The following is a 15,317-nucleotide window of genomic DNA, read 5'->3' as shown; positions in this document are numbered from 1 at the left end:
GAGGGATCATCAGCCAAACGATCCACGACCATCCGCACCGCGCGATCCTTAAACTCTTGTGAATACCTTCTAGGCATGTTCCTATCCTCTCAAAAACAGGTAGGAACAAAACCCAGGACGCTTCAGTACGGCTTCGTGGGTGAGGGTGGCGAACCTGTGGGCTTGGGGGAGTTTGGGGGAGAGGAGTATGTGGTTGTGTTTCCAGTCATAGGCGGCGTGCAGACCAATACGGAGCGGATCTTCACCGACTGAAATATTGTTGGTTTCGAGCCAGTAGTGAAGGACAGGCTCAGTGAGTCCTGGCAGGAGCCAGGCAGGACGGAGCGTCTTCACGGCTCCTCCTGTTCAGCCTCAATCTGAGCACGCACATCGTAGGGCGTGGACTTCGCCGCGAGGGTGAGCGGTATTTCGGCTTCTAGCCGGTCATACGCACGATCTACAAGAATTGCAGGTTCAACCTTTATAAATTCGCAAGCGTCGGCGTACACATCAGAGGGAAGCATTCGGCTGCCGTTCACGTAATTGCTGAAGGTTGAAGGGTTGAGGTCTATTGCGCGGCACACCTCTTTGACCGTGTAGCCGTTCGCTGTAATCGCCCCCTTTAATTCCTTGCTGAGAAGCTCGGAAAATCGGGCACCACGTCGAGTTTCGTTCGTCATGTGACCAACAATAACATACTTTCGGCAAACTTGTTTTTCAAATAGGCGATTTCACACTTGCGCGTCCGCCAAATGCGTGATAGATTTGCCGTATGGCAAATACAAACGTTACCCAATGGACCGCTAAGGCTGTCGCTCAAGCGGTTGTGAATTCTGGTAAATCCAAGAGAAAAGTCGCGATTCAGGCAGCGATTCCCGAACGCACTTTTGACAGAAAACTTCGCGGTGGTTCTGACTTCACCTGGGATGAACTGTTGCGCGTCGCTGATGTGACCGGTGTGAACCCATCGCAATTCACGCCCCCCATTTTTCAAATCTCTCGCGAGGTCGCGTGACACGACCTCCACCACCCCTCCCCCCCCCACGACCATCATCACTACCCCTACCCCCCCGCAAAGGAACAAGAAAATGCCCACTATCACCCCAGCTGGCTACTCCCCCAAGCAGGCCGACGAAAGCATGATTATCAACGGTTTTGAAGTAAAACCCGATGCTGACCTGTCCGGCGCTGACCTACGCGAAGCGAACTTGTACGGCGCGAACCTCGCCGGCGCGAACCTCACTGGCGCGAACCTCACTGGCGCGAACCTCACTGGCGCGAACCTCACTGGCGCTAATCTCGCCGACGCCGACCTACACGAAGCGAACCTGACCAGCGCCGACCTACACGAAGCGAACTTCACCGGCGCGAACCTGCACATCGCTAAACTGACCGACGCGACTCTGTACAACGCTAACCTAACCAGCGCTGACTTCACCAGAGCGAACCTACGCGCCGCGAACCTACGCGCCGCGAACCTACGCGTCGCGAACCTGTACTCCGCGAACCTGCACGGCGCTGACCTACGCGAAGCGAACCTACGCGTCGCGAACCTGTACGCCGCGAACCTCACCGACGCGAACCTGTACGCCGCGAACCTGACCAGCGCGAACCTGCACAACACGAACCTATACGCCGCGAACCTCACCGACGCGAACCTCATCGGCGCTGACCTCACCAGAGCGAACCTACACAGCGCGAACCTACGCGACGCGAACCTACGCGACGCGAACCTACGCGACGCGAACCTGTACGCCGCGAACCTCACCGACGCGAACCTCATCGGCGCTGACCTGTACAACACGAACCTCACCGATACTATCGGGCAGCCACTCACCATACACGGCCTCGCCTCCGGAAGCACAACCCTCTCCTACACCAGCACCGGATGGCAACTCACCATCGGCTGCTGGAAAGGCACCCTCGATGAGCTACGAGAACTCATCGCGAAAAACGAGGACTGGCCAGAAGCAAAAGGCGAAGAAATCACACGCCGCCGCCCCATCCTCCAGGCCGCCATCGCACTATGCGAGGCACACATCAACACATACCCCGTAGAAGAGGAAACAGAATCATGACACCTATCACCCCAGCTGGCTACTCCCCCAAGCAGGCCGCCGAAATCCTCGGAGTCGCACCCTGCACCATCTACGACTGGATTTGGCGAGGAATCCTCCCCGCCACCAAAAAAGGCCCCAAACTCTGGATGATCCGCAAACAAGACCTCGACACCTTCATCGCCCCCATAGCCCGAAAGGAAACTTCATGTTAGACAAATTGCTCCAAAAAATCGCTCGGCTGCGTGCCGGACACTTCCTCGACAAAGAGGACCCCGCCAAACGTAAAAAAATCTGTATGTACCGCGACCTGAACGGGCAAGAAATCCACGACTTCATGCAAGACCAGCTCATAGAGGCCATCGAAGCCTACCAAGATGCGGTCAATAATATCGACCTGCATTGGAACCTCGGCTATGTGGCAGCGATGAATGACGTCATCGACCAGCTGCAAGACCTCATGACTAAACCTTATCCCCGAAACGACGGCGATTTGGATATCCCCGAGTTCATACGAGTCAAAAAAACGGAATCAACAAATCACGGCGACGGTGACACCGCCGCTTAACCCCTACAAGGAAAGGAAAAGAATCATGGCACGCACCGCACTAGCAGTAGCACCAGAACCCCAACCAGAACCAATCGAAGAATTGGCCACACGATGGGCACAAATCAAGGCCGACATCGACCAGCTGAAAGCCGAAGAAGACCAGATAAAAACCCAACTGGCCACCCTCGGAATCGGCAACCACGAAGCCGGACCCTACACCATCCAGGTACAGGCACCCCGCCGAACCCTCAACAAGACCCGATTCATGGAAGCATTCCCCGTCAACGAATACCCCACCATGTACTCCATGCAGTTGGACACGACGGCTATCAAAAACCAGATTGCGCCAGCCGTATTGGACACCTACAAGGACGCCGCAGCCACACCGGTAATCGTCCTCAAATAACCCCTCCTACCTAGAGAAAAGGAAACCAGAAATGGCTATGGAATTTTCAGACCAAGAACTAAACCAGGTTAGCGATGTTATCGCAGCCTTGGACGAGCGCAGCTTCAACGAGCAAGTCAGCGAAACCCTGGCCGACCTGATTAGCAAGGTTCAGGCACAAGGCGCCAAGGGAACCCTGACAATCAAACTGATTGTCGAACCAGTCTCCTACTCGCAAGACCAGATTCGGATTACCGGCGAATACCAGATGGCACCGCCCAAGCACCAATCCAACCCCACGAAGATGCGCTCCGTCAACCTGGACCAGCTGACCCTGTTCCAATGGGTGGAAACGGAAATCATTGATGACCCGGAAGATGAAACCGACGATGTTGAAGTCGAAGTAATCTCTGAGGATTACCGGCTGGAACCGGCGCGGAAGCAGCTGGCGGCAGTCTAATGGATTACGACGCACGCACGCAGGAAATCACCCGACTGATACAGCAAATGATCGCCAATCAGCCGCGCTCCCTGCAACGCATCATCGGCCCGTCCGAAATCGGCAATCCCTGCGACCATTGCCTAGCAGCCCGCCTCGCAGGCTGGGACAAGCACGAGGTCGAAACCCCCTGGGTGACCGTCATCGGCACCAGCGTTCACGCCTGGATGGAGGAACATTTCCAGCAGGCCGAAGCCCAAGCCCGAACTGAGGGGCGCAGCGACTGGCTGACCGAAGCCCGCGTAATGGTCGGACTTATTGGCGGCAAAGAAATCTGGGGTAGCACAGACCTCGTTGATGTCCAGGGGCGCATGACCGTGGATTGGAAGATTGTCGGTGATTCAAGTCTGGCGAAGTATAAGGCCGGGCCGTCCCAGGTCTACCGCACCCAGGCGCATCTGTATGCGAAGGGCTGGAACGACGCCGGCACACCAATCGACGAAGTGAGTATTTACTTCCTGCCCCGCAATAAGCAGATGCGCCACGGGTTCTGGTGGCACGAACCATATCAGCCACAAATCGCGCTGGCTGCTCTGGAACGCGCAAACCGGCTGCAAATCTCCCTGGACGCCATCGAACAGGCCGCCGGCATCGACGTGCGCGACAAGTGGATCACCAACCTCCCCAGGGACTCAGGATGTTGGGACTGCAAACGCTACCCCGACAAACCTCCACCGACAGACCCGCTGGGACTCGGCCTCACAGCCGCATAACCGAATACCAACGAACAAACACAACAACTAACGAAGGACAAGAAAATGAGCGACGTATTTGACCAAATCGAAGCCTCCATGCAAGGACAAGGCAAAGGCCTGTTCACCCAGCAGCCGGTAGGATCCAGTTTCACTGGAATCATCACCGGTATCGCTTTCACGCAGATGACCGAGTACGGCACGAATCAGCCTGCCGTGTTCCCCTCGGGTGAACCAAAGATGCAGTACGTAATCCGCCTGCACGTTCCGGCATTGGCCACGAACGAGGACGATGGGGCGCGGGCACTCTATATCAAGGCTTGGGGTGCGCAACGTTCCTGGCTGCAGGAAGCAATCGAAGCCACCGGACTAAAAACTTCTGACGGTAAACCCGACGTACGCCAAGCCCTGGCCGTGGGCAACCAAATCACAGCTACGTTTGTGCGTGAGGAACGGGTGCAGGGCAAGACCGGCACCTACACGCAAAACGTGTACCAGTATGTGATTACCCCAGCTGCGGAAGCCAACCTGCAACAGCCGGCGCCAGCACAGCAGGCACCGGCGCAGGTGCCCCAGCAGTATGCGCAGCCAGCACCCGTGCAGCAGGCACCCGCACAACCCCCGGTGCAGCAGTATGCGCAGCCAGCACCCGTGCAGCAGGCACCCGCACAACCCCCGGTGCAGCAGTATGCGCAGCCAGCGCCAGCGCAGCCAGCTCCGGCACAGCAGGACATAGCGAGCAAGGCACGGGAACTCGCTTCCCTTGGCGTAGCACACCCGCAAATCGCGAAGCACCTCGGAATCGAAGAATCCGCAGTCGCCGTAATGCTCGGCAACTACTAGAAAAGACCCCGGCAGGCGGGGAAAGGTCACGCCCCGCCTGCCGGACAAAGCCCGTCCCACCCAACGTCCTCACAAAGAATTCCCATCGCAGTGTTGGGGCAGGGGTGCAAGACCCCAGACGGGCACCAAACAACTAACCACCATCGAAAGGAAGACCAGAAGTGAACAGCGAAACCAAAACCGAGGTGCTGCGCGGCATCACCCGCAGACTCAACCGGTTGCACGACCAGTTGGACAAGCAGCTCAACCCGCGCCCACACAAACCCCCGCAGGATGACTTCGCCGAAGCCTTCCTGAACATGATGAACGAGGCCGCCAAGAAATGACCGCACTAAACCCAGTCCTCGCCGCGGCAATCCAAGCCGCAAACCAAGGCCTCTCCGTCATCCCAGTCAGGCCAGGCACGAAACAACCCGCCGTCCCCTGGAAACAGTACCAGCGCATCCCCGCCACCATAGACCAAATACTCCAATGGTGGCGCGAAAACCCCGGATACGGGCTAGGAATCATCACCGGGAAAGTCTCCGGCAACCTCGAAATGTTGGAGTTGGAAGGCCGCGCAACCGAACAACACCTAGACGACGACATCTTCAACCTCGCCGAAGCCTCCGGCCTGTCAGAACTCGCCAGCCGCATATTCTGGGGCGGCTGGACGGAAATCAGCCCCTCCGGTGGACTCCACTTCTTCTACCGCCTCAAAAACACCCCGGCAGGAAACACCCGCCTAGCCAAAGACACGGACGGCAAAGTCCTAGCAGAGACACGCGGCGAAGGCGGCTACGTCGTCGCAGCACCCACCCCAGGCTCCTTCCACGAAACCGGCAACCCCTGGGAAATCTGCACCTACGGCCCCGAACACATCCTCACGTTGACCGAAGAAGAACATGAAGCCGTAATGACCCTGTTCAAATCGATAAATAAATACCTGCCACCTGAATCACACCAAACCAGTCTCGATCTGACTCACCCCAGCAGCCACAACGAATACGGCTTCGATGCCGGCACCCGCCCAGGCGACGACTACGAGCAGAGAACCACTTGGGCGGAAATCCTCGAACCGGCGGGCTGGACAGCCATCTACACAGCAGGTTCTACGACCTACTGGCGGCGTCCAGGCAAAAACGTTGGCATCTCCGCCACCACCGGCCACGCCACAGACCGCGACCGGCTCTATGTATTCACCAGCTCCACCCAGTTCGAGCCAGAAATCCCATACACCAAATTCGGCGCATACAGTTTGCTGAATTTTGGTGGCGACCACGCTGAAGCAGCAAGAGCTCTCGCAGCCGACGGATACGGGCAACAAGCCAAACAGCTAGTGCCGCACATCCCAGGCATGGAACCTTCGGAACTCTCCGAACAACCTACGGGGGTTTCTAAGGTTTCTAAGGTTCCCGAAGGGGATAACGAAACGGAACCCCCTACCACACTCACCCAGCCGGAACAGAACACTTTAGGACAGGCTGGGACAAATGGGGCAAAAACAGGTGAGGGAACAGACCATACCCCCACCGCAGGCAGCCTCGCCCTCGTCGTATCCAACCCTGACCCGGAACCATCCGCGCCGCAACGCTCCGAAGACTTCGACGCGCTCTGGCTCGCGCAACACTACCAACACCAAATCGTGTACGTCCCACAATGGGGCAAATGGCTCCACTGGAACGGCTACGTCTGGCAACCCCAACCCGAAGGCGGCGGCATCATCCGAGAACTCGCCAAACAACTTTACCGGCAACTACCAACCGCCGGGAAAGGCGCAGCCACCTACAAAACCAAAGTCCTCGCCAGGGCAGGAATCACAAACCGACTCGCAATGGCCCAAACCGACATGCGTCTAGTAGCCGAAAAAGACACCCTCGACCGCCACCCCTACGAATTAAACACGCCCAAAGGAATCGTGAATCTGAAAACCGGCCAGCTAGGGCAGCCAGACCCCACCAGGTGGCACACCAAAACCACTACGGTCGCACCAGCCTGCATGGAAACACCAATGTGGGACAAATTCCTGCAACAGACCTTCGCCGGGAATGCTGAAATGATTGGCTACCTGCAACGCCTCGCCGGATACTCCGCCACGGGCGTAGTCAGTGACCATATACTGCCATTCCTGTACGGCCCCGGCGGCAACGGCAAATCAGTCCTCCTAGACACGCTAATGGCCATACTAGGCGACTACGCCACATCAGCCCCAGCACGGTTCCTCATGGCCGGTCCAGACCGGCACGAAACCGAAATCGCCCGCCTCGACGGACAGAGGTTGGTCGTCTGCTCCGAAATCAACGAAAACGACCGATTCGACGAAGCCAAGGTGAAGCTACTGACCGGCGGCGACAAACTGACCGCCAGACACATGTACCGCGAATACTTCACATTCACGCCCACCCACAAGTTATGGCTCATGGGCAACCACAAGCCCAAAGTTAGCACCGGAGGCACATCATTCTGGCGCAGAACCAACGTCATCGGATTCAACCAGACAGTCAAACCGGAAGATGTGATCGAAAACCTCGACCAGAAACTTGTGGACGCTGAGGGGCCAGGAATCCTGCAATGGATCATCGACGGCGCAAAACAATATCTCGAAAAAGGATTACAGACACCACAATCAGTAAAAACCGATTCACAAGAATACGCGGCCGAAGAAGATACGCTATCCCGTTTTATTGATGAATGCCTGATTATTGGCGGTGGTGATTATGCGCGTGTGTCCAGTTCTGATATGAACCGCACATATAAAGAATGGTGTTACAGGGAAAACGAAACAGAAATATCAAATACCGCACTCGGGCGGGCGTTAAGAGAAATATACGGGCTAGGCAAAGTCCACTCCAGAAAAGGAAATCTATTCACTAACGTCACGTTGGCCAACACCGGCGAAGACACTCCCAAGGATCCGTGGAGCGACCTCGGAGGCGGACGATGAACAACCCTGAAACAGTGAATCGTTGCATACACTCAAACCATACACACACGCCTTTCTGTCTGTGGATATGCTTGTGGAAAACTTTAGTAACCTCTACTGCCCAGAGGGGTAAAAACCTCGAAAGTGTATGGTTTGTGCACGGTTTAGGAATAGTTGAATCAAAAACCCTTCACACCCATTACGGCAGGTTGAAGCATGTTTCATATTGTCTGTGTATAGTTGTGAACAGTTTCTCTCTATGTAAAGTAATAGACGTAAGTAATTATGTAATTAAACACATATATAGGTTAACAATTAAGAAAACCGTTCATAACCTGTCACGTGTCAACCGCCGTCTGGGGGTGGCAGCATGACGACCACCGCCCCCACAGCACCCGCCCAATCCACGCACTCCACGCACCCCGGACTACTCGCACACCAGCCCTACCCATACCAACTTCAAGGGGCACTAAACGCAGTAAAAGGAAAAACATTAATAGCCGACGAACCCGGCCTAGGAAAAACACTCCAAGCAATCCTCTACACCGGACTTATAAAAGCCCGGAAGGTTATTATCATCTGCCCGCCATCACTAATAACAAACTGGACAAACGAAATAACCAACTCCCACCTACTACAAACCCCCACATACGTAAATACCCGAATGGAGGTGCAACCTATTTATGCGAATACGAAAAACCACCACCTACCCACCCAAGGCATAATCATAATCTCGGACACCCTAATCACCGCCCGCCCAAAACTCGCCAATCAATTAGCCGAATGGAAAACAGACCTCGTAATCCTCGACGAAGCCCACCGGATAAAAAATCCTCGAGCCAAACGAACCAAAGCAATCCTCGCCCTCGCCAAAACAACGACACACACCCTCGCCCTGACCGGAACCCCGATAGTGTCCAACCCCCTCGATGTCCTCCCAATCTTGCGATTCCTCAAGAAAACCAGCCACTACCCGGCCAACTACGTCGAACGCTACACCCAGACAAACCATTGGGGTGGACGAGACCCCAGACTCGACCACCTCCCCGAACTCCACCACCTCCTCGAAACCACCACCTGGACAAGACGCACCAAGCAGCAAGTCCTCAAAGACCTACCCGACAAAACCCGCCACACCCAATGGGTAGACATCGACCCCACGCCCGTGCAAGAAACCCTCCAACCACTCATCAACGATGTCTACGCCATCAAAGCTGCCACGCCTCCGAATAAGCTCAACGCCGCCCTCGATGAGTGGGCACAAGACCAAGCCCTAAAGAAAGCCTCCGCACTCAGGCGCTCCACCGGGCTAGCCAAAATCCCCGCCGCAGTCGAATGGGCACAAAACCACCACGAGGGCACCGGCAGGCCACTCATCATCTGGGGCATACACACCGACGTAATCCAAGGCATCGCCACCGGCCTCACCAAGACCCTGCCCAAAACCCGAGTCGCCACCTACACCGGGCAAACCCCGCAAACCGAGCGTGACACCATCACCCGAGACTTCCAAGCCGGGAAAATCGACTTCCTCATTTGCCAAATCATCGCCGCAGGAACCGGACTCACCTTCACCCGAGCCAGCGAAGCACTATTCGCCGAAACAGACTGGACACCCGCCAACGTCGTCCAAGCCGAAGACCGAATCCACCGCATCAGCCAAGACCAGCCCGTGACCATCACCACCCTCATCGCCCCAGGCACCCTCGACCCGATAATCCACAAAGTCCTCACCCGCAACATTCGCACCCTCGACATACTCACCCCCGGCTCCGACCACCGCGTCACCAGCACCAACCCGCAAACCAGCATCAGCCAGATACTCACCCAATGGGCAAAACAACAACTCCAGAAAGGAACCCCACAATGAGCCGAAACCGTCAATCAGCCAAAAAGGCCGGAAGCAGCTTCGAGCGGGCTATAGCCGACTACCTCGCCGCCCACTATCAAGACGACCGCATCGACCGGCGGGTCAAGCACGGCAGCAAAGACCGAGGCGACATCGCCGGATTCCGACACCACGGGCAGCCCGTCGTCATCGAATGCAAAAACACCACCCGGCTAGACCTCGCAGGGTGGGCGAGAGAAGCCGACATCGAACGCGGCAACGATGATGCGCTCGCCGGAATCATCGTCCACAAACGCCACGGCAAAACCAGCCCCGCCGAACAATGGGTAACCATGCCCCTGCGTGAGCTCCTCGCACTCCTCGACGGACAAAGGACACCCGAATGAAAATCTATATCTCAGGACCCATGACCGGCCACCCCGACCACAACCGTGCCGGATTCGAGACAGCAGCCACCCGAATACGTGAAGCTGGACACGAACCCTTGAACCCGTGGCGAGCAGACCTCGCCCACGCTGACCCGCCACTCACTTGGTATGAGTGCATGATGGAATCCCTCACCCTACTCGGTGAAGCCGAAGCCATCATGCTCCTACCCGGAGCGGAACACTCGCCAGGTTCCCGCATCGAACAAGCCATGGCCCAACGCATGAGGCTCACACACTTCGAGCTCACAGACCACGCACCCCAGGAGGAAACCAGCCGATGAACACACCCGTCTGCCCCATCACCAGCCAGCCCCTCCAAAACCCAGGCGACACCGTCCACCCCGAAGCCTGGAGCATCATCATGCCCTGGCTAAACCAGCTGGCCACCTACATGGACGCAGCCCAAGACGCCCTCGGAAAAAGACTCCGAATCCAGGACCCCACCAGCGGCAAACCAGCCATACCCGACACCACAATCCCTATCAACCTCGAACTCCTAGAACCCCTGTGGATAATCCGCTACAACCTCCTCACCTGGACCAGCGAAGCCGCCCGCCATCTTCACACTGTTGTTCCCCCAACCTGGGGCACCATCGGAGCGTTCTGGAAAATCCACCGCCACACCCTCACCCGATGGGAGCTTGCCCCTCAAGCCATCGACGAACTCGCAGACACCTACCGCATCACCCTCAGAGTCATCGACCGGAAAACCACCACCAACATTCTCGGCCTGTGCCCCCACTGCCAAAAACCCGCATACATGCCTCGCCACGCCCAAACCCTCACCTGCCACACATGCTCCACCAGCTTCACCCGCAGCGAAGGACGAGACCAAGCCGTCCAAGCCATCGCCTACCTCTGGCTCCCCACCAGCCAAGCCCTCACCGCCACCCGGCTAATCACCGGGAAAGAACCCCCCAGCCCCGAAACCCTACGCCAATGGGCGCACCGGCAGAAAATCGAAACCCGCCCCTACCAAGGCCACAACCTCTACCAACCCGCCCAAATCGTGCGACACGCCACGCCGAAAACTTGACATACTTGACAAACTGTCACACCATAGTCGTTAGAGTCACTTGAACTGTGACCAACGAAGAATGAGCAGACAACCCGCAGGCTGTCTGCTCAAACCAATTTCAAGGGGACAAACCCATGCCACGCCCCCCAGACACCACCCGCTTCAACCGACAACGCAAAGCCTGGCGCAACCAACAAACCCAAGCCGACGCACCATGCTGGCTCTGCGGACAACCCATCGACTACCAAGCCGACTACAACGACTACACCAAACCCGACCGACTATCCCTCGACCACATCGCCACCGCCAGCGCTAACCCAGAACTTTTCTACGACCCAGCCAACTGGGCACCAGCCCACTGGATATGCAACGCAAAACGCTCAAACAAAAAACCACCAGCAGGACTAGGCAACCGCTCCCGCAAATGGTGAAAAACCTGGTTTTCACAAAACCGTAAAACTGCAAACCACCTCGACAGACACGGGTAGGGGAGTCGAAAAGTTAGGTAAAGACTCGGCAAAGGGTTTCGCGGCGGTAATCTTCCGTCTCCCCCCTGATTGTTGACCCCCCATCGCGTGCGTGAGAAAAGGAACAGAAATGCCTCTGAAAATCGAATACGTCCCGGTGGGGAAGATTCAGCCCCACCCCGAGAACCCCCGGCGCGGCGACGTGGACATAATCCGCGAATCCGTGAAAGCCAACGGCGTGTATCGCCCGCTGATTGTGCAGAAATCAAGCGGCTATATTTTGGCCGGGAATCATACTTACCAGGCGCTGGTTGCTGAGGGCATAGAGCGGGTTCCGGTGGTGTTCCTAGACGTGGATGATGTGGGTGCGAAACGGATCATGCTTGCGGATAACCGCACCAGTGATTTCGGCGATTACGATGATGCGCAGCTGATGGAGTTGCTGCAGTCCTTGGACGGCGACCTGGTGGGAACCGGCTGGGACGATGATGATTTGAGCGAGCTTCTCGCGGGGGGGGGGGGGAGCCAAATGCTAACTAATCCTAACGATGTTCCTCCGATTCCTAGCACCCCAATCACGAAGACCGGACAGCTTTGGTTACTAGGCAAGCACCGGGTTTTGTGTGGGGATTCCACCAAACCGGAGGACGTGGCTAGGTTGTTGGACGGGAAGTTGGCGGATATGTTGTTGACTGACCCTCCCTACAATGTGGCGCTCGGCTCGCATATGCGACCATCGGAGGCTAAGCAGTTACGTCGGCGCACCGATGGGCTGGTTATTGAAAATGATTCTTGGGAATCGGCTGCCGAGTTCATCGAGTTCTTGAAGAAGGCTTTTAGTAACGCGCTGGCCGGGATTAAGCCGGGAGCCGTGTTCTACATCTGGTATGCGACCAGTCAAGAAATGAATTTTCATCAGGCTTGCGCTGAAGCTAATATGCAGGTTCGCCAGGTGTTGGTTTGGAATAAAAACGTTTTCGTCCTGGGTCGGCAGGATTACCAGTGGAAGCATGAGCCGTGCTTGTACGGGTGGAAGGAAGGCGCGGCGCACAACTGGTATTCCGACCGGAAGCAGACCACGGTTCTGGATTTTGATAAGCCGCAACGTTCGGAAGACCACCCCACGATGAAGCCGGTTGAGCTTATGGCGTATTTGATTGAGAATTCGTCTCGGCCTGGTGGGCTGGTTTTGGATTCGTTCGGTGGGTCGGGTTCCACGATGATTGCGTGTGAGCAAACGGGGCGCAGTTGCGTGACTATGGAGTTAGACCCGCATTATGTAGATGTGATTTGCCGTAGGTTCCAGGAAGTCACTGGGGTGGTTCCGGTCGATGCCGCGTCTGGCCGGGAGGTCAGTTTTGTTTTGGAGGAGGTCTAGGCCGATGGCTACTAGGCGCAGGCGGGTTACCGAGAAAGACCGCAAGGCATTAGCCTTGTGGCGTGGTGGCGGTAGTTTCGAGGCTATCGCGGAGGCTCTTGGGTATCGTAGCGCGGAGGCTGCGCTTGGTGGTGCGCAGCGCGCTTTGGAATCCGAGCCAGTCCCAGACCTTGAAGCGCAATGGCACATCGAGGTTATTCGGCTCGACCGTTTGGCCGCATCGTTGTGGGGTGCTGCTTCAAAGGGCGATGCGGAAGCGATAGACCGGCTATTGAAAATCAGCGAGGTTCGCTCCAAGCTACGCAGACCTGGGAAGCCCGACAACATTTCGCTGCTCGAAGCGTTCGAGGAGACCGTGGAGGCTTGCGGAGTTGACGCGCGGGATTCGGCGTTAATCGCTGGAGGTAAGAAGATTGCGCACCGCATCGACCAAGCGACCCAGACAGCGACCGGGGAGGAGGTCACCAAGGCGCTGTATCTGTTGCCGCACTTGAATAAAATTCTTGAATCGATGTTGGCGACTCCCTTGTCGAGGCGTGAGTTCGAGCAGTTGGCTAAGGGTTCTTCTGTCGGGGCGGAGGTGGACGAGCTTGCCAAGCACAGGGAAAAAATCCGGTCGCGGCGCGGCGCTTGATTCCGAGCTGCGCGGCAGCACAATTCCGAGAATCTACACACCCCCGCTGCACGTGCTAGAACCACGCAGCGAGGAAGCCGAATATTGGACTTACGGGTATTCGGTTATTGACTTTGCGCAGGAGATTTTGGGCGAGCGCTTGTTGGATTGGCAGAAGTGGCTTTATGTTCATGCGCTGGAGTTGAACGAGGACGGGACTTTCCGATTCAAAACTATTTTGATTTTGGTGGCGAGGCAGAACGGGAAGACTACTTGGGCGCGGATACTGATTGCCTGGTTCCTTTTCGTGTTCGGAGTGAAACTCGTGTTGGGCACTTCCCAGGATCTGGACACGGCGGAGGAAGTTTGGAACGGGGTGGTTGCGTATTGCGACCCCGATGATGAAGAATCGCTGGAATCGTTGCGTAGTGAGGTGTCTAAGGTTTGGCGGGTCAACGGCAAGAAAGCCCTGCAGTTGAAGGGGCACCGCCGGTATAAGACCAAGGCGACGACTAAGGGCGCGGGGCGTGGCCTATCGGGTGACCTGATTTTCATGGACGAGTTGCGTGAGCAGCGTAACTGGGATGCTTGGGCGGCCATTACGAAAACGACGATAGCCCGCCCTAACGCTTTGACTGTGACTTGCTCGAATGCTGGGGATGCGGGTTCGGTCGTGCTGCATCATTTGCGGAAAACCGCGCATGACCGGTTAGGCGACCCGGACGGTTTGAATAAAGAAGCCCCTGCGGCAGTGCTCGATATTGAAGCCCCCGAGATTGTGCTGACTCCGAAGGGGCGGGACTTGGCGGGTGATGAGCCTGGGTTTGATACGACGATGGGGATTTTTGAATGGTCGGCTCTGCCTAATGCGAATAAGTGGGATCGTGAGGCATGGCAGGCGGCGAATCCGTCGCTGGGTGAGTTGATTAGTGAGAGGACGCTTGTGTCTGCTGCGGAAACTGACCCTGATGAGGTTTTCCGCATGGAATGCTTGTGCCAGTGGGAGGTTGGTAGTTTAGACGGTCCGTTCCCGCCGGGTGCGTGGCAGGGTGGTGTTGATGGTGATTCGCAGATACCTGTTGAGAATCGGGTTGTTTATTGCGTGGATGTTGAGGCTGATAGGTCGCGGGCTTTTGTTGGTGTGGCTGGGTTCCGCGCTGATGGGGATGTGCATGTGGAGATTGCGGCGGCGTTCGACCCTGACCGTATCGGCAAGTGGTTTCAGGCTCGGGCTGGGAATGATGCGTTAGAGGTTGTGGTGCAGGAACGGGGCGCGCCAGCCTCGTCGTTTATTGATGTCCTGGAGGGTATTGACGGGGTTGAGGTTGTGCGTTGGGGCGGCGCGGAACTGGGGATTGGTTGCGGCAGGTTTTATGATGCGGTGCGCAGGTCTGCGCCGGGGAAACTGGTGGAATCGAAACCCTCGAGCGGGTTGCGTGCGTGGCATCGTCAGCAGCCGGTTTTGGATTTAGTGGCTGCGACTGCGGTTACGAAACCGGCGGGTGATGCGTGGTTTTGGGACCGTTCCAAGTCCCCGCAGGGGGCGGCTCCGTTGATGGCTGTGACCGGTGCGTTCTGGTGTTTGACTAGGCCGCAGGAATCGAAGTTTGTGTCTGCTTACGAGACCAGTGATTTGGTTGTTATCTAGCGAAGGAGG

General features: G+C 56.7%; 19 protein-coding genes. 18 read left to right on the top strand and 1 reads right to left on the bottom strand.

Annotation, left to right across the window (positions count from 1 at the left end; translation table 11 throughout):
- The coding region (locus tag FYJ63_RS11280) for a hypothetical protein (RefSeq protein ID WP_229770141.1) at positions 1-252 on the top strand (252 nt) is incomplete at its 5' end.
- A 77-nt stretch (positions 253-329) separates the two neighbouring features.
- Here the strand turns inward: FYJ63_RS11280 and FYJ63_RS10315 are convergent.
- Positions 330-659, bottom strand: a complete 330-nt coding sequence (locus FYJ63_RS10315) for a helix-turn-helix domain-containing protein (protein ID WP_154546427.1) — start codon at positions 657-659, stop codon at positions 330-332.
- 92 nt (positions 660-751) lie between these two features.
- Between FYJ63_RS10315 and FYJ63_RS10310 the strand changes: the two genes are divergently transcribed.
- The 17 genes from FYJ63_RS10310 to FYJ63_RS10230 all read left to right on the top strand — a co-directional run bounded on the left by FYJ63_RS10310 (position 752) and on the right by FYJ63_RS10230 (position 15,308).
- On the top strand, positions 752-994 hold the full coding sequence (locus FYJ63_RS10310; RefSeq protein WP_154546425.1) for a hypothetical protein: 243 nt from the start codon (positions 752-754) through the stop codon (positions 992-994).
- Between the two features lie 73 nt (positions 995-1,067).
- Positions 1,068-2,057 (top strand): pentapeptide repeat-containing protein, encoded by a 990-nt coding sequence (locus FYJ63_RS10305; RefSeq protein WP_154546423.1) that lies wholly within the window; start codon positions 1,068-1,070, stop codon positions 2,055-2,057.
- Complete coding sequence (locus tag FYJ63_RS10300; RefSeq protein ID WP_195839382.1) at positions 2,054-2,251, top strand: helix-turn-helix domain-containing protein; 198 nt, start codon at positions 2,054-2,056, stop codon at positions 2,249-2,251. The genes FYJ63_RS10305 and FYJ63_RS10300 overlap by 4 nt, the downstream gene beginning before the upstream one ends.
- Complete coding sequence (locus tag FYJ63_RS10295; protein ID WP_154546419.1) at positions 2,245-2,604, top strand: hypothetical protein; 360 nt, start codon at positions 2,245-2,247, stop codon at positions 2,602-2,604. The genes FYJ63_RS10300 and FYJ63_RS10295 overlap by 7 nt, the downstream gene beginning before the upstream one ends.
- Positions 2,605-2,629: 25 nt before the next feature.
- Entirely contained in the window at positions 2,630-2,992 is a 363-nt protein-coding gene (locus tag FYJ63_RS10290) for a hypothetical protein (RefSeq protein ID WP_154546417.1), read from the top strand.
- Between the two features lie 31 nt (positions 2,993-3,023).
- Positions 3,024-3,431: a hypothetical protein gene (locus FYJ63_RS10285; RefSeq protein WP_154546415.1), complete on the top strand. Its 408-nt coding sequence runs from the start codon at positions 3,024-3,026 to the stop codon at positions 3,429-3,431.
- Between the two features lie 47 nt (positions 3,432-3,478).
- Positions 3,479-4,183 (top strand): hypothetical protein, encoded by a 705-nt coding sequence (locus FYJ63_RS10280; protein ID WP_154546413.1) that lies wholly within the window; start codon positions 3,479-3,481, stop codon positions 4,181-4,183.
- A gap of 45 nt (positions 4,184-4,228) precedes the next feature.
- Positions 4,229-5,005 carry a hypothetical protein gene (locus FYJ63_RS10275; protein ID WP_154546411.1) on the top strand — a complete coding sequence of 259 codons (777 nt, stop codon included), beginning with the start codon at positions 4,229-4,231 and terminating at the stop codon, positions 5,003-5,005.
- 161 nt (positions 5,006-5,166) lie between these two features.
- Complete coding sequence (locus tag FYJ63_RS10270; protein ID WP_154546409.1) at positions 5,167-5,331, top strand: hypothetical protein; 165 nt, start codon at positions 5,167-5,169, stop codon at positions 5,329-5,331.
- Positions 5,328-7,928, top strand: coding sequence for a phage/plasmid primase, P4 family (locus FYJ63_RS10265; protein ID WP_154546407.1), 2,601 nt, complete (start codon positions 5,328-5,330; stop codon positions 7,926-7,928). The genes FYJ63_RS10270 and FYJ63_RS10265 overlap by 4 nt, the downstream gene beginning before the upstream one ends.
- A 349-nt stretch (positions 7,929-8,277) precedes the next feature.
- The gene (locus FYJ63_RS10260) at positions 8,278-9,777 is read left to right on the top strand and encodes a DEAD/DEAH box helicase (protein ID WP_154546405.1); all 1,500 of its coding nucleotides are present in this window, start codon (positions 8,278-8,280) and stop codon (positions 9,775-9,777) included.
- Positions 9,774-10,142 carry a hypothetical protein gene (locus FYJ63_RS10255; protein ID WP_154546403.1) on the top strand — a complete coding sequence of 123 codons (369 nt, stop codon included), beginning with the start codon at positions 9,774-9,776 and terminating at the stop codon, positions 10,140-10,142. Before FYJ63_RS10260 ends, FYJ63_RS10255 begins: the two co-directional genes overlap by 4 nt.
- Positions 10,139-10,465 carry a DUF4406 domain-containing protein gene (locus FYJ63_RS10250; RefSeq protein WP_154546401.1) on the top strand — a complete coding sequence of 109 codons (327 nt, stop codon included), beginning with the start codon at positions 10,139-10,141 and terminating at the stop codon, positions 10,463-10,465. The genes FYJ63_RS10255 and FYJ63_RS10250 overlap by 4 nt, the downstream gene beginning before the upstream one ends.
- A complete protein-coding gene (locus FYJ63_RS10245) occupies positions 10,462-11,220 on the top strand; it encodes a hypothetical protein (protein ID WP_154546399.1) in 759 nt (252 codons plus the stop codon). Before FYJ63_RS10250 ends, FYJ63_RS10245 begins: the two co-directional genes overlap by 4 nt.
- 579 nt (positions 11,221-11,799) lie before the next feature.
- Positions 11,800-13,047, top strand: a complete 1,248-nt coding sequence (locus FYJ63_RS10240) for a DNA modification methylase (protein ID WP_154546397.1) — start codon at positions 11,800-11,802, stop codon at positions 13,045-13,047.
- A 4-nt stretch (positions 13,048-13,051) separates the two neighbouring features.
- Positions 13,052-13,681, top strand: coding sequence for a terminase small subunit (locus FYJ63_RS10235; RefSeq protein WP_154546395.1), 630 nt, complete (start codon positions 13,052-13,054; stop codon positions 13,679-13,681).
- A complete protein-coding gene (locus tag FYJ63_RS10230) occupies positions 13,638-15,308 on the top strand; it encodes a hypothetical protein (RefSeq protein ID WP_154546393.1) in 1,671 nt (556 codons plus the stop codon). The genes FYJ63_RS10235 and FYJ63_RS10230 overlap by 44 nt, the downstream gene beginning before the upstream one ends.
- Positions 15,309-15,317 lie beyond the last annotated feature (9 nt).

The sequence above is a fragment of the Mobiluncus porci genome (assembly GCF_009695935.1).
GTDB classification, from domain to species: Bacteria; Actinomycetota; Actinomycetes; order Actinomycetales; family Actinomycetaceae; genus Mobiluncus; species Mobiluncus porci.
Note: the sequence above shows the minus strand (reverse complement) of the source record. Positions and strands in the feature narration are given on the sequence as shown.

What these genes read in the sequence shown, in the direction of transcription:
- FYJ63_RS10315 (WP_154546427.1), bottom strand. Translation starts at nt 659, where the DNA reads ATGACGAACGAAACTCGACGTGGTGCCCGATTTTCCGAGCTTCTCAGC.
- FYJ63_RS10310 (WP_154546425.1), top strand. Translation starts at nt 752, where the DNA reads ATGGCAAATACAAACGTTACCCAATGGACCGCTAAGGCTGTCGCTCAA.
- FYJ63_RS10305 (WP_154546423.1), top strand. Translation starts at nt 1,068, where the DNA reads ATGCCCACTATCACCCCAGCTGGCTACTCCCCCAAGCAGGCCGACGAA.
- FYJ63_RS10300 (WP_195839382.1), top strand. Translation starts at nt 2,054, where the DNA reads ATGACACCTATCACCCCAGCTGGCTACTCCCCCAAGCAGGCCGCCGAA.
- FYJ63_RS10295 (WP_154546419.1), top strand. Translation starts at nt 2,245, where the DNA reads ATGTTAGACAAATTGCTCCAAAAAATCGCTCGGCTGCGTGCCGGACAC.
- FYJ63_RS10290 (WP_154546417.1), top strand. Translation starts at nt 2,630, where the DNA reads ATGGCACGCACCGCACTAGCAGTAGCACCAGAACCCCAACCAGAACCA.
- FYJ63_RS10285 (WP_154546415.1), top strand. Translation starts at nt 3,024, where the DNA reads ATGGCTATGGAATTTTCAGACCAAGAACTAAACCAGGTTAGCGATGTT.
- FYJ63_RS10280 (WP_154546413.1), top strand. Translation starts at nt 3,479, where the DNA reads ATGATCGCCAATCAGCCGCGCTCCCTGCAACGCATCATCGGCCCGTCC.
- FYJ63_RS10275 (WP_154546411.1), top strand. Translation starts at nt 4,229, where the DNA reads ATGAGCGACGTATTTGACCAAATCGAAGCCTCCATGCAAGGACAAGGC.
- FYJ63_RS10265 (WP_154546407.1), top strand. Translation starts at nt 5,328, where the DNA reads ATGACCGCACTAAACCCAGTCCTCGCCGCGGCAATCCAAGCCGCAAAC.
- FYJ63_RS10260 (WP_154546405.1), top strand. Translation starts at nt 8,278, where the DNA reads ATGACGACCACCGCCCCCACAGCACCCGCCCAATCCACGCACTCCACG.
- FYJ63_RS10255 (WP_154546403.1), top strand. Translation starts at nt 9,774, where the DNA reads ATGAGCCGAAACCGTCAATCAGCCAAAAAGGCCGGAAGCAGCTTCGAG.
- FYJ63_RS10250 (WP_154546401.1), top strand. Translation starts at nt 10,139, where the DNA reads ATGAAAATCTATATCTCAGGACCCATGACCGGCCACCCCGACCACAAC.
- FYJ63_RS10245 (WP_154546399.1), top strand. Translation starts at nt 10,462, where the DNA reads ATGAACACACCCGTCTGCCCCATCACCAGCCAGCCCCTCCAAAACCCA.
- FYJ63_RS10240 (WP_154546397.1), top strand. Translation starts at nt 11,800, where the DNA reads ATGCCTCTGAAAATCGAATACGTCCCGGTGGGGAAGATTCAGCCCCAC.
- FYJ63_RS10235 (WP_154546395.1), top strand. Translation starts at nt 13,052, where the DNA reads ATGGCTACTAGGCGCAGGCGGGTTACCGAGAAAGACCGCAAGGCATTA.